Consider the following 13,409-nt stretch of genomic DNA (forward strand, 5'->3'; position numbering starts at 1 on the left):
CATACTTATTGAATAAAAGGGATGGTTATGACGATTAATTTCCGCCGTAGTGCGCTGCAGCTGGGTATCGCTGCGCTGTTCTCCTCTGCGTTTGCCGCACAGGCCGCCGATATTCCGCAGGTTAAGGTCACGGTCACTGACAAACAGTGTGAACCGATGAACATCACCGTGAATTCAGGCAAAACCCAGTTCATCATTCAGAACCACAGCCAGAAAGCGCTGGAGTGGGAAATTCTGAAAGGCGTGATGGTGGTGGAAGAGCGCGAAAATATTGCGCCGGGCTTCACGCAGAAAATGACGGCTAACCTGCAGCCGGGCCAGTATGAAATGACCTGTGGCCTGCTCACTAACCCGAAAGGGACGCTGGTTGTTAAAGGCGAAGCAACGGCGGATGCAGCGAAAGCTAACGCGGTGCTGAGCCTCGGCGATGCGATTGCGAATTACAAAACCTACGTGACGGCGGAAACCGCTGAGCTTGTAAAAGGCACCAAAGCCTTTACCGATGCGGTGAAAGCGGGCGATATCGAAAAAGCGAAGGCGCTTTATGCCCCAACGCGTCAGCACTACGAGCGTATCGAACCGATCGCAGAACTCTTCTCTGACCTCGACGGCAGCATCGACGCCCGTGAAGATGACTACGAGAAGAAAGCTGAAGATCCGAAATTCACGGGCTTCCACCGCCTGGAAAAAGCGCTGTTTGCCGACAACTCGGTGAAAGGGATGGAAGGCTACGCGACGCAGCTGAACAGCGACGTGCTGGAGCTGCAAAAGCGCATCAGCGAGCTGGCATTCCCACCGTCTAAAGTGGTTGGTGGTGCAGCGGGCCTGATTGAAGAAGTGGCCGCCAGCAAAATTAGCGGCGAAGAAGATCGCTACAGCCACACCGACCTGTGGGACTTCCAGGCTAACGTCGACGGCGCACAGAAAATCGTGAACCTGCTGCGTCCACAGCTGCAAAAAGAGAACAGCGCGCTGCTGGCGAAAGTGGATGCCAACTTTAAGAAAGTCGACACCATCCTCGCGAAGTACAAAACAAAAGACGGCTACGAGACTTATGACAAGCTGACGGATGCCGACCGCAACGCGCTGAAAGGGCCGATCACGACGCTTGCTGAAGATCTGGCGCAGCTGCGTGGGATCCTCGGACTGGATTAAGCGTATGGCACAGAGCAAACCGCACGACGTGACCGAGCCGTCTCGTCGTCGCTTACTGAAAAATATCGGCGCGCTGGGAGGCGCGCTGGCGCTGACCGGGGGCTGCCCGGTCGCGCACGCCGCAAAACCGCAAAGTGCGCCGGGTACGTTATCGCCTGATGCGCGCATGGAGACGCAGCCTTTTCACGGTCAGCATCAGGCTGGGGTATTAACGCCTCAGCAGGCGTCGATGATGATCGTGGCGTTCGACGTACTCGCCAGCGACAAAAGCGACCTGGTGCGTCTGTTTAAGCTGCTTACCGATCGCATCACTTTCCTGACCACCGGCGGCCCGGCACCCGATACGCCAAACCCACGTCTGCCGCCGATGGATTCGGGGATCCTCGGGCCTTATATCGCGCCGGATAACCTGACCATCACGGTTTCTGTCGGGCAGTCACTGTTTGACGAACGTTTTGGCCTGGCAACGCTTGCGCCGAAAAAACTTCAGCGAATGACGCGTTTTCCCAATGATTCGCTGGACGCGGCGCTGTGCCACGGCGATTTGCTGCTGCAAATTTGCGCCAATACACAGGACACGGTCATCCACGCGCTGCGCGACATCATCAAGCATTCGCCGGATCTGCTGAGCGTGCGCTGGAAGCGGGAAGGGTTTATCTCTGACCACGCCGCGCGCAGCAAGGGCAAAGAGACGCCGGTGAATCTGCTGGGCTTCAAGGATGGCACCGCCAATCCTGACAGCAAAGATGCGAAACTGATGGATGAAGTCGTCTGGGTGACGGACGGGCAGGGGGAACCGGCGTGGTCCGTCGGCGGCTCTTATCAGGCGGTGCGCATTATCCAGTTCCACGTGGAGTTCTGGGACCGCACGCCGCTGAAAGAGCAGCAGACCATCTTCGGGCGCGATAAGCATTCAGGCGCGCCGCTTGGCATGAAAGAAGAGCACGACGTGCCGGACTATGCCAAAGACCCGAACGGCGACGTCATTGCGCTCGACAGTCATATACGCCTGGCGAACCCGCGCACGCCGGAAACCCAGTCCAGCCTTATGATGCGCCGAGGTTACAGCTATTCACTCGGCGTCAGCAACTCGGGCCAGCTGGAGATGGGATTGCTGTTTGTCTGCTATCAGCACGATCTGGAGAAAGGCTTCCTGGCCGTGCAGAAGCGGCTCAACGGCGAAGCGCTGGAGGAGTACATCAAGCCCATCGGTGGCGGGTATTTCTTTGTGTTGCCCGGCGTGAAAGCCCAAACCGGCTATCTTGCCCAGACGTTGCTGGAAGCCTGAGTCAAATAAGTCCTGCCCGGCGGCACTTCGTTTGCGCGGGCCTACTGAACTTTGTAGGCCCGGTCAGCACAGCGCCACCGGGCGTTATTGACTCTGGTAAATGATTACCTGCCTTATTGTTTCATTCTGACACAATTTCCCTCCCGCTACGTTCATCATTTTTCCCTATTGGCAGGTCATTGATATATTTCTGTAATATTGTTGTCAGAAACTGGCATCGGGAACAGTGAGGCTGATTCGTTAGGTTTAAGTAAAAAATATGTTGCAATTATGCTAATTACTGATGTACTTAATACAACAGCGGTAGTTCCCGGCAGTGACGTTCACTTAGGAGATCGCTAATGGTTGGGTCCTGTACTGGACAGAAAAGCAAACATAACCGCAGCACCCGGCGCGGGGGTCACACCTCCGGCAGCGACTTCTTCACCACTAAATTTCCCTCTTCCACAGCAGAAGCTAAAGAATCACCCGATGTGATGCGCGGTGTGCGTAGTCGCGTCATCACCTCTCATCAACCAGCAAGCAATGGCTTACAAGGAAGCCAAACCTCAGACGTTAGTGCGCATAATCGTGCTGATGTAACCGGCACGTGTAATGTTGACCAACAACTCAAGGTGCTATCCATGGGAAGACAAAAAGCAGTGATCAAAGCTCGTCGCGAAGCAAAACGTGTGCTGAGACGGGATTCACGGAGCCACAAACAACGTGAAGAAGAATCGGTCACCTCGCTTGTGCAGATGGGCGGCGTAGAAGCAATTGGCATGGCGCGGGACTGCCGTGATAATTCTCCAATTGAAGCGCGCAATGAAGCTCAGGCGCACTACCTGAATGCAATTGAGAGTAAACAGCTGATCTTCGCCACCGGCGAAGCAGGGTGCGGGAAAACCTGGATCAGCGCAGCGAAAGCGGCAGAGGCCCTGATTCATAAGGACGTGGAGAGGATTATTGTCACCCGTCCGGTTCTGCAGGCCGATGAAGATCTTGGCTTCTTACCCGGCGATATCTCCGAGAAGTTTGCTCCCTATTTCCGCCCGGTGTACGACATCCTGGTGAAAAGGCTGGGATCATCCTTCATGCAATACTGCCTGCGCCCGGAAATTGGCAAGGTGGAAATCGCGCCGTTCGCCTATATGCGCGGACGTACCTTTGAAAATGCGGTGGTGATTCTGGACGAGGCCCAGAACGTGACCGCAGCGCAAATGAAAATGTTCCTGACGCGCCTCGGGGAGAACGTGACGGTCATCGTCAATGGCGACATAACCCAGTGTGATTTACCGCGGGGTGTGCAGTCAGGGCTGAGCGATGCGCTGGCGCGTTTTGAAGAGGACGATATGGTCGGTGTCGTTCGCTTCGGTAAAGAGGACTGCGTGCGATCCGCGCTCTGCCAGCGTACGCTACACGCCTACAACTGAGTCTGCTTCCTTTGATGACAAAGCCCGGGAAACCGGGCTTTGCTGTTTCTGAAAGGTGCTAAATCAGCGGTTCATCCTCAGCGATTAAATCGTCCAGCGTGCCAAGGGTGCGGCGGGCTTTGGCGCGGCTAATCAGCTTGCTTTGCGCGGTGGGAGGCAGGTCGGTAATGGAGAGCAGGCCCTTTCGCATCAGCACCTCAATCAGGTCTTCCAGCACGCGTACCATTTCAAGGTCACTCTGCTGAAGCTGTTGCAGTGTCGCCGCGCGCAGCGCCTCTTTTTTAAACCACTCTTCGATTTCAGGCGTCGTCTGCGTGCGCTGCTCCGTCGCCTGCGGGAAGGCGCTGGCCTCGATGCGAACTATCTGTCCCTGGACGTCTCTTTGAATAAAATGCATCGCTTTTCTCCTGTGCGTTATTTTGTGAAGGTGCTTGCATCGCTGAAAAAGCGACCCATGGCACCGTGCAGCCCGATGTCGGTCAGCGCTGCCAGCTCACCGGCGGTTTCTACGCGTTCAGCAATAAGAGGCAAATCGATTTGCCGCGTGGCCCAGTAAACGGCTTCGATAAACAGCTTTTTATCTTCTTCGCCATCGATGTTGCGGATAAAGCTACCGTCGACCTTCAGCCAGGCCAGTCCCCAGTGCGGCAGGTTGCCAATCAGGTGGAAACGCCCGCCGAAATGCTGAATCCCCAGGCGGCAGCCCAGCGCGTTCAATTTCTGGACAAACAGGCTGACGTTTTCTGCGGCGGGCAGCTCGTTTTCATCCAGTTCAAACGTCAGTCGGGCGGCCTGAGCGCGGGTCTGTCTGAGAGGCAGCAGCAGGGCGTCCATGCTGGCCTCATCCTCAACGCTTTCGCCGCAAATGCTGAGGGCTATCTGAACCTCGCTATGCTCCATCGCCTTTAAGGTGAGCGAGAGCATCACCTGGTCCATTCTTTTCCCCAATCCGAGGCAGTGGATCCACGGCAAATAGTGCCCGGCGGGGATCAGTTCGCCGTCCGGCTTTCTGATGCGTGAGAGGATTTTTTCATGCAGCAGCGTGCCGCTGGCATCGCACCGGAAGACCGGCTGAGAAAAAAGCTCAAAGGCCTCATTGCGCAGCACCTCGTCCAGACGTGCATGCCAGTGGAAGCGATCGTCATCGTTGCTGAGCGACGGATCGTTTGCGACGAAGTGCAGACCCGTTTCCGCAATGGTCAGCATCTGGTCTGCTTTAAGCATCACTTTCTGCGGCGTATCGTCGGGGCTCAGCGTAACCTGCGCAAAACAGGCCACGGGGTTCACGTCGCTTAGCCCGGCGTGATACAGGGCAGTGAGTTGGGTGGTCAGTGCGGTAGTCAGATTACGCAGTTCAACAGGCAGGATGCCAGGGGCAATCAGGGCGAGTTCACTGCCACGAATTCGGGCAAGGAAACCTTTGCCGTTGAAGAAACGCTCGTGAAGCCCGGACAGGATCTCTGAAACTGCCATGAGAAGCTGATCCGTTCCGGCACCTCCTTTACGCTGATTGAGGCCGATCAAATCCTGCACGCGAAGCAGCAGTAAGACGCCGGATGCCTGCTCGTCATCGTCAAGCAGGGAGTGCAGTTTCATTTTGAAGGCACGGCTGTTGTGCAGCCCGGTCAGGCTGTCGCTATAGGCCTGCTGGTGCAGTGTTTCGCTGCGGCTTGCCTGTTCGCTGAAGCGTGCTTTAAGCTGAGCGACCATCACGTTCATCGCCTCGACCACGCGGCGGAGTTCGGGCGTGGCAGGCGGCTTGGGCAGATAAAGAAACTCACGGCGGCTGATGGCCATTGCCTGCTCAACAACATAGTTAAGCGGGCGCAGGCGGCGATGTAGTAACACCATTCCCACCGCCACACACACCACGCTCCCGCCGCTCAGCAGCAAAAAGCTGGCGACCAGGCTTTTCCACAGGCGGTCCAGGGCAAACATTGGGTGACTTTCGACCTCAACGCGCGCCACCTGCTGCCAGCCTTTCATCACCACAGCTTCGCCCTGACCGGGTTCCAGCTGTACCAGACGGGTGAACCAGTCTGGCACGCCGAGCGTCTGCGGGGTCTGACGCTGCTCAATCAGTTTTTTTTGCGTCGTGAGATCGGTCACCTCAATGCGGGAGAAGTAGCTGCGATCGAAAATTGAGTTGACCAGCAGCTCCGTCATGACCGGGTCGTCAATATTCACGGTCAGCGAGAGGCCCAAGGCCGTGGCGCTGTCCTGGGCGTGCGCCATCAGCTGGTTCTGGTACTGTTCGCGGGCGTTATCCAGCGTCAGATAAAAGCTCGCGCAAAAGAGGGTCAGCGTAAACAGGCAGATCCCCATCACGAGTTGTTTATAAAGCGACATAGCGGCGTCCTATTCCTTAAGGTCGAATCCCTCAGCCCGCATTCGGGCGAGAAGGTCCTGCCAGCGAGACAGTTTTTTACTGTCGTTAATGCGTTTGCTCGTTCCGGCTGGCCGGGCCAGCCATAATCCCTGACCGTTGAACGAATAAACCGGCAGCAGATCCTGGCGCTGTGTTGCCGGAACTATGGCGTTCTGAAGGTTATCCAGCACCAGCGGAACGGCATCGGGCGTGGCATACCAGGTTAAAACCATATGGGCCTGATTCAGGGTCAGGGATTTGACGTAGGTCATTCGCAGCTGTTCGACCGGAACGCCCATTGCCCGCAGCGTGAAGTACTTCGCCAGCGCAAAATCCTCACAGTCTCCGGCACCTTTGCGCAGCAGCTCAACTGGCGTGGCCCAGTAATCGTGTTGCTGCCAGACCACCTTATCGTCACGAAAGCGGATGCGGGCGTTAAAAAATTGATTCGCTTGGGCCAGCTTCTGCCGAATGTCATCCTGGGCGTGCTGCTGAACGAGTGCGGCCCATGCATCAATATTCTGCTGTGCAACCGGAAGAGCAGGGCCATACAGTTTCTGACTCAGGCGATTGACGGCGCTGGCGTTCCACATCGCCCAAAGGCCAGGCGATAGCAGCAGTAACGCCAGCCCGAGGCTGCACAGCCTGACGCTGCTATCAGCGTTCACGGAGCGCTTCGGCCTTGGCACGCAATATCGGTTTTAACAGATAGCTGAGCACAGTTTTGCGTCCGGTCAGAATATCTACGGAAACCACCATGCCGGGCATGATTAGCAGCGGATCGCTCTCATTGCCTAAATGATTGCGTTCGGTTCGCAGGCGGATTTGGTAGAAGCTCCGGCCTTCTTTGTCGGTAATGGTGTCGGCGCTGATGTGCTCCAGCGAGCCCGGAATACCGCCGTAGATGGTGTAGTCATAGGCGGTGAACTTGACTGTCGCTTTCTGGCCAGGGCGCAGAAAGGCGATGTCCTGCGGCCGGACTTTGGCTTCAACCAGCAGCGTATCGTCAAGCGGCACAATTTCGACCAGCTCGCTGCCTGGCTGAATGACGCCGCCGATGGTATTGACCAGCATCTGCTGCACAATGCCGCGCACCGGGCTTGTGACCAGCGTGCGGTTAACGCGGTCCTCAATCGCCTTGCCGGAGGCTTCGATTTTGCTGAGGCTGGTTCGCGCCTCATTCAGCTCAGACAGGGTTTCGCTGCGATAGCGTCCCTTCGCCTCAGCGATATTGCTTTCGGTTTCTTTGACCGCGGATTTCGCCCGCGGAATGGCGAGCGTCACGGAGTCCAGCTGACCTCGCGTTTCTACCTCTGAGCGGCGAAGACGCAGCACTTCCACCCGGGAAATGGCGCCCGCGGCGACCAGCGGCTCTGACATTCGTACTTCCTGCTGGAGCAGACCGAGGCTGTTGCTGAACTGGATTTTCTTTGCTTCGTAATCGAGCAGATCATGACGTTTTTGCGCCAGCTGTTCTTCCAGCCCGGCTATCTCGCTATGAAAGCGTACGCGCTGGGTTTCCAGCAGCTCACGTTCGCCCTGAGCGATAACAGGTGCATCGCGCTCTAATTCCGGCGTGAGCGTCAGGGGTTTGTCCTCAAGCTGCGCCTGAAGACGGGAGATTCGGGCCAGCAGGGCGTTGCGGTCGGCTTCACTTTCGCCTGCGTTGGACTGAAAACGGGTGTCGTCGAGGCGCAGCAGCGGCTGCCCAACCTCAACAATTTGCCCCTCATGAACAAACACCTCCGACACAATTCCGCCTTCAAGGTTCTGGATTTTTTGCAGGCGCGAAGAGGGGATCGCCTTGCCTTCGCCGCGCGTGACCTCATCCACCTCGGCGCAGGCTGCCCAGACAATCAACGCCAGAATGAAGGCGAAGCAGGACCAGAGCGTGATGCGCGCAGTGCGGGGAGCTCCTTCGGTGATGGTCCGTTCTATTTCATTGACGGAGAAGGGTTTATCGGACTCGCCTGACGCGAGGCGTTTAAAAAAGGCGATGACAGCGTTAATGACTCGCATGGATTTGCCCCTGTTTCAGCGCGGCCAGCACGTTATCGCGCGGACCGTCGGCAAGAATACGCCCCCTGTCGAGGATGATAAGCCTGTCGACCAGCGCCAGCATTGAGGCGCGGTGGGTCACCAGTATGACGGTGCGGCCTGCGGTACATTCGACGAGCGCACGACGCACGGCTTCTTCGGTGGTGTTGTCCATGGAGCTGGTGGGCTCATCCAGCAGCAGAATGGGCGGATCGAGGAGCAGGGCGCGCGCCAGGACGACCGCCTGACGTTGGCCCCCCGAAAGATTCAGCCCCCGCTCGCCAACCTGCATGTTATAGCCGTCCGGGTGTTTGCGGGCAAACTGGTGAACGCCTGCCAGGCGCGAGGCGCGCAGCATCACGTCATCATCAACATAGCCTGCGCCGCTCAGTAAATTTTCCCGTAACGTTCCGCTGAACAGATGCAGATCCTGCGGAACATAGCCGATGTTATGGCGCAGGTCGCTGACGTCAATCTGCCTGGCGTCAATGCCGTCAATCAGGATTTCCCCGGCGTTGGGCTGATAAAACCCAATCATCAGCTTCGCCAGTGAGCTTTTGCCCGACCCGCTGCGGCCGATGATCCCCACGCGTTCACCGGGGGCAATGGCGAAGCTGACCTGGTGGAGTGAAGCCTGTTTCTGCTGTGGGTAGGTGAAATCCACCTCCTGAAACGCAATGGCCCCTTCGAGTTTTTCGCGGGCAACGGGCGCGCTGCCCTCCTGGCGCTCCTGTGGCAGATCCATCATGCTCTCTGTAGTTTCCATGGTCATCTTTGCCTGCTGATAGCGAGTGACCAGGCCGCTGAGCTGGCCCAGCGGCACCAGCGCGCGTCCGTTCAGCATGTAACAGGCGATCAGACCGCCCATGCTGAGATTACCGTCAATAATCAGATAGACCCCGGCGACAATCATCGCCACGCCGGAAAACTGCTGCAGCCAGGCGGTGAAGTTCATCGCCAGCGTCGAGAGTGTTTTGACCTTAATCTCTTTTTTGCTGAGTGTGCCGAGGGTGTTTTCCCACAGATACTGGCGCTCGCTTTGGGCGTTATTGACCTTGATTGCGTCCAGCCCGCTCAGGGTTTCAATCAGCACCGCCTGGCGTTCAGAGGCGAGCTTCATGGTGTCGTCGATGGTGTCGTTGAGCGGTTTCTGAATCGCCCAGCTCACCGCAAGCGCCAGGGGAAAGGCCACCAGCGGAACAAAAACCAGCGGCCCGCCGATCAGGCCAATCACCAGCAGCATCAGGAGCGTGAAGGGGATATCGATCAGGGCGGCGAGCGTCAGTGAAGAGAGGAAATCGCGAAGCGACTGGATTTCGTGAATGTTTTGCGCAAAGCTGCCAAGCCGCGCCGGACGGGCCTTCATCGCCATGCCGGTAATGCGGCTGAACAGCGTCGCGGAGACAATCATGTCCGTTTTCTTGCCCGCCAGATCGAGACAGCGGCCGCGCAGCGTCTTCAGCAGTAAATCAAACAGAAAGGCCACGGTGATCCCCGTGGCCAGCACCCACAGGGTTGAAGTTGCCTGGTTAGGGACCACGCGGTCGTATACGTTCATCACGAACAGCGGCGTACCCAGCGCGATGATGTTGATAAGAAAACTGGCAACCACGGCGTCGCTGTAGAGCGTGCGGGAGAGCCGCAGGGTATCGCGAAACCAGGTCCGGGTGCGGGGGATAAGCGCCGTTTTGGTGCGCTCCCGCTGGTGTAAGGGGCGAAGGAATACCGTAACACCGGTGTAGGTTTCGGCAAGGATGTGCGCGTCGACCAGCACTTCGCTGCCCATCACTTCGCTGGACATAATGCGTGCCTGGCCCTGATTGTTCCAGCCGATCAACACGGCGGTGCGCTGCTCTTTCAGCAGTAGAATCGCCGGTAAGGAGACGGCGCTGAGGGTGGTGAGTTCACGTTTCAGCATACGCGTGCGAAAGTGCGCCCTGGCGGCAGCCCGCGAAAACATGTCCGGCGTCAGGCGATTTTCCTTCAAGGGCAAACCTGCCGTCAGCGATACCCGGCTGGCCTCGCGCCCGTGCAGCGAGCAGATAATCAGCAGGCTGTCCAGAAGCGGGTCGTCGTAACGGTGGCGGGGATCGAGATTGAGATCGTCCTGAACGTCTGCGGGCGAGTGGGGAGATGAAGGGACTGAATGTAGTGCCATGGCTTATATCCTTATTATTCTCCGCCGCAGCAGAGAGAGGATATTCCCTCTGCTGCGTCGAATTATTTCAAGTCCGGTAATGCCGACTGCGACTCTGCCCAGGTTGCTTCACTGGCGGAGAGAGGCTGAATGGAGAGTGATTTTAATAATTCACCTGTGCGAGCCTTAATACGATATCCGGAGAACAGCTCTACGTATTGCATCTCAATATTACGACGCTGTGCGGTAAAGACTTCATTTTCGCTGTCGAGTAAATCTAATAAGGTTCGCTCACCAATGCTGAATTGTTTTTGATAAGCATCACGCACTTTATAGCTCTGCTCAGCATATTGTTCGGCAATGGGCACCTGCTTGCGTGAATTTTCAAGGGCATTCCATGCCAGGCGTAATTCTTCCGTTAATTGCCGGCGGGCATTATTGCTGACGTCCTGTGCTTCGCGAAGTTTATAAGCATTAGAGGTCATGTTGGCTTTATCGCTACCGCCATTAAACAGGTTGTAGCGCATTCTGAGCATCGCCTGCCACTCCTGGCTGTGCCCGCGGGTGCCGTCAATGTTGTTATCCATTGTGCGACCCAGTTCCACATTCACATTCGGGTAGAAGGTGGATTTCGACGCTTCGTACTGCTGACGGGTGGCCTCGACGTCTGACTGCGCAAGCTTCAGCAGCGGGCTGTTTTCCAGCATCACCTTTTGTGCTTCCTGCACCGAGTCCGGTGTGGCGACCACGGCTGGCTGGATGAGATCCTGCGCTTCTGTACCGGTGATGCTGAAGAAATTAGTGCGGGAGTCGTCAAGGTTGGTCTGCTCGGTCAGCAGGTTGTTCCGCGCCTGGGCCAAACGCGCCTGCGCCTGTTCATAGTCGGCCTGACGCCCCACGCCTTGTTGGGTGCGCAGCGTTATCTGATCGAAAATGCGTTCGTGGCTTAGCAGGTTATCTTCAGCGAGCGTCACAAACTGCTGGCGCATCAGAACGTCCAGGTAAGCCTGAATGGCGCTCAGGGCGGTGTTTTCGCTGCTGTTGCTGACGCCGTAGGCGCGGGAGTTAACGGTGGCTTTCTGCCGGGCGACTTCGCTGGTGGTCGCAAAACCATTGAATACGTTTTGCGTAAGCGTGAGCGAAGATTCACTGCGGTTCAGGTTACGACGATGATCGTTCGCCGCGCGGGTGGTTGAATTGTCCGTTTGCTCCCAGCCCGTTCCGGCATTCAGATTTAACGACGGTAAATAACCGCCTTTGGCGGCCTTCAAGTCATAATCCGCAGAATAACGGCTGTTCATTGAAGCACTGACATCCGGATGAGTGTTAAGCGTATTTTTAATGGCCTGTTCCAGCGTTAATGCACAGGCCGCACCACTAAATAATAAAGGTAGTGATACTGCATATAATACAGGGCTGTGTTTTTTCATGATTCATTCCCTTCACAGTTTGTTTTCCAGTTGCTCGCTAAGATAGACCAAATCGTTAAATGGATAATCGCCAAAATACGTGCTTTTACAAAAATAACATAAAGGTATCGTTACTAATGCAAGGGGGAGTGTATATAGTGAAAGGAGCGTTCTAAATTATATTTATTCAGTTTTCATTTCGTAATTAAGACAATATTTTCGTGTATGGATGTTGGCTTAGGAACGGTAAATTATCTTTTCACACTGGCTATTGCATCTCAGGGAGAAATGCTATGTCGACAGTTATGGGAACCATTAAAGCAGTCATTGGGCAGGTCTGGATTGTTGGGGCAAACGGCACTCAGCGACAGGCAATTGAAGGAGAGGTGCTTCTGCGCGGCGAGGAGGTGGTGACCGGGCAGGGCGCTGTGACCCTCACTCTTCCGGATGGAAAAAACCTCGATCTCGGGCGCGCCAGCACCTGGAGCGGAAATAGCGCAGAATCATCGACACAGGATCTTGCCGCTGCTCAACAGGCCATCGCCCAGGGTGGCGACCCGACACAAATCCTTGAAGCTACGGCTGCGGGTACGCCGACGGCGATAACCGAAGATGCAGGTGATGGCGGCGGCGGGCACAGCAGCGTGGTGCTCGATCTTACCGGGCAGATCCTCGACCCGACGGCGGGGTATCCGACTTCAGGCATAGACGCGGCTTTCACGGGACCTTTAGAGGAACAAACGCTGATATATACGGCGGCAGACCCGGGGAGTGACGCCAATTTACCGCCTGTCGCACCACCAGTGACACCGCCGGTGCCGCCCGTTACGCCTCCGGTGAATCCGCCAGAGCCCCCTGTAACGCCACCGGAGCCGCCGGTTAAGCCCCCGCTTCCACAGGCAAGTATCACCCTCGATGCCATCGCGACCGACAACATTCTCAATATGAAAGAGGCGGCCGAACCCACAACGCTTGTCAGCGGAACTACCGGGCATGATGTTAAGCCTGGCGATACCGTGACGGTCACCGTCAACGGCAACGAGTATTCGACGGTCGTTGGGGAAGAGGGACGCTGGTCCGTTGAGGTAAATACCAACGATCTACTGGCATCGGGAGACGTTGAGGCAAACGTGACCACGCGTGATGAACACGGTAACGAAGCGACGGCGAATGCGCAGGGCAGCGTTGGGCAGGCAACGCTTTCGGTCAAAATTACCATCGACCCCATTGGCGGTGACGGTTACCTCAACAATGCTGAGTTGAAAGAGGAATCGACGACCCTGAGCGGTAGGGTAAGTGAGGGCACGCCGGAGGGCACTGAAATCACGCTGACCATGGATGGACGCCCGATCGGCACGGCGACGGTGAACCACGACGGTACGTGGAGCACGACGGTCGAAACTTCATTGATCAAAGATGGCGGCAAGGTGCAGGCAGAAATCAGCCTGAGCGATAAATATGGCAATGAGGTTGATGCGAAAGCGGAGGCAAAGGTTGAGCCGCGCCCTCTGTCGGTCGAGATAACCATCGACACCATCGGCGGCGACGGTTACCTCAATAACGCTGAACTGAGTGAAAAGCTCACCGCCATCAGTGGCACAGT

Annotated in this window: 10 protein-coding genes; 4 read left to right on the forward strand and 6 right to left on the reverse strand. The window is 56.5% G+C overall.

What is annotated here, in order from left to right; translation table 11 throughout:
• Nucleotides 1-27: 27 nt before the first annotated feature.
• From efeO to phoH, 3 genes are all read left to right on the forward strand, one after another.
• The gene (gene efeO / locus CRO87_RS20820) at nucleotides 28-1,155 is read left to right on the forward strand and encodes an iron uptake system protein EfeO (protein ID WP_097164831.1); all 1,128 of its coding nucleotides are present in this window, start codon (nucleotides 28-30) and stop codon (nucleotides 1,153-1,155) included.
• A 4-nt stretch (nucleotides 1,156-1,159) separates the two neighbouring features.
• Nucleotides 1,160-2,443, forward strand: a complete 1,284-nt coding sequence (gene efeB, locus CRO87_RS20825) for an iron uptake transporter deferrochelatase/peroxidase subunit (protein WP_097164832.1) — start codon at nucleotides 1,160-1,162, stop codon at nucleotides 2,441-2,443.
• 623 nt (nucleotides 2,444-3,066) lie between these two features.
• The gene (phoH, locus tag CRO87_RS20830) at nucleotides 3,067-3,855 is read left to right on the forward strand and encodes a phosphate starvation-inducible protein PhoH (RefSeq protein WP_176504347.1); all 789 of its coding nucleotides are present in this window, start codon (nucleotides 3,067-3,069) and stop codon (nucleotides 3,853-3,855) included.
• A 58-nt stretch (nucleotides 3,856-3,913) separates the two neighbouring features.
• On the opposite strand, the gene CRO87_RS20835 is transcribed toward phoH, so the two are convergent.
• The 6 genes from CRO87_RS20835 to CRO87_RS20860 all read right to left on the reverse strand — a co-directional run bounded on the left by CRO87_RS20835 (nucleotide 3,914) and on the right by CRO87_RS20860 (nucleotide 11,827).
• Nucleotides 3,914-4,252 (reverse strand): tryptophan synthase subunit beta, encoded by a 339-nt coding sequence (locus CRO87_RS20835; RefSeq protein WP_097164834.1) that lies wholly within the window; start codon nucleotides 4,250-4,252, stop codon nucleotides 3,914-3,916.
• Between the two features lie 17 nt (nucleotides 4,253-4,269).
• On the reverse strand, nucleotides 4,270-6,204 hold the full coding sequence (locus tag CRO87_RS20840; RefSeq protein ID WP_097164835.1) for a LapD/MoxY N-terminal periplasmic domain-containing protein: 1,935 nt from the start codon (nucleotides 6,202-6,204) through the stop codon (nucleotides 4,270-4,272).
• A gap of 9 nt (nucleotides 6,205-6,213) precedes the next feature.
• Entirely contained in the window at nucleotides 6,214-6,891 is a 678-nt protein-coding gene (lapG, locus tag CRO87_RS20845) for a cysteine protease LapG (protein ID WP_369680104.1), read from the reverse strand.
• The gene (locus tag CRO87_RS20850) at nucleotides 6,881-8,242 is read right to left on the reverse strand and encodes an HlyD family type I secretion periplasmic adaptor subunit (RefSeq protein WP_097164836.1); all 1,362 of its coding nucleotides are present in this window, start codon (nucleotides 8,240-8,242) and stop codon (nucleotides 6,881-6,883) included. The genes lapG and CRO87_RS20850 overlap by 11 nt, the downstream gene beginning before the upstream one ends.
• Complete coding sequence (locus CRO87_RS20855) at nucleotides 8,229-10,418, reverse strand: type I secretion system permease/ATPase (protein WP_097164837.1); 2,190 nt, start codon at nucleotides 10,416-10,418, stop codon at nucleotides 8,229-8,231. The genes CRO87_RS20850 and CRO87_RS20855 overlap by 14 nt, the downstream gene beginning before the upstream one ends.
• A 62-nt stretch (nucleotides 10,419-10,480) precedes the next feature.
• Complete coding sequence (locus CRO87_RS20860) at nucleotides 10,481-11,827, reverse strand: TolC family outer membrane protein (protein WP_097164838.1); 1,347 nt, start codon at nucleotides 11,825-11,827, stop codon at nucleotides 10,481-10,483.
• 272 nt (nucleotides 11,828-12,099) lie between these two features.
• Here CRO87_RS20860 and CRO87_RS20865 point away from each other — a divergent pair.
• Nucleotides 12,100-13,409, forward strand: a 1,310-nt coding sequence (locus tag CRO87_RS20865) for a retention module-containing protein (RefSeq protein ID WP_141398725.1), incomplete at its 3' end; no start/stop codon positions are given.

The organism is Enterobacter sp. CC120223-11, assembly GCF_900215375.1.
Lineage (GTDB): Bacteria > Pseudomonadota > Gammaproteobacteria > Enterobacterales > Enterobacteriaceae > Scandinavium.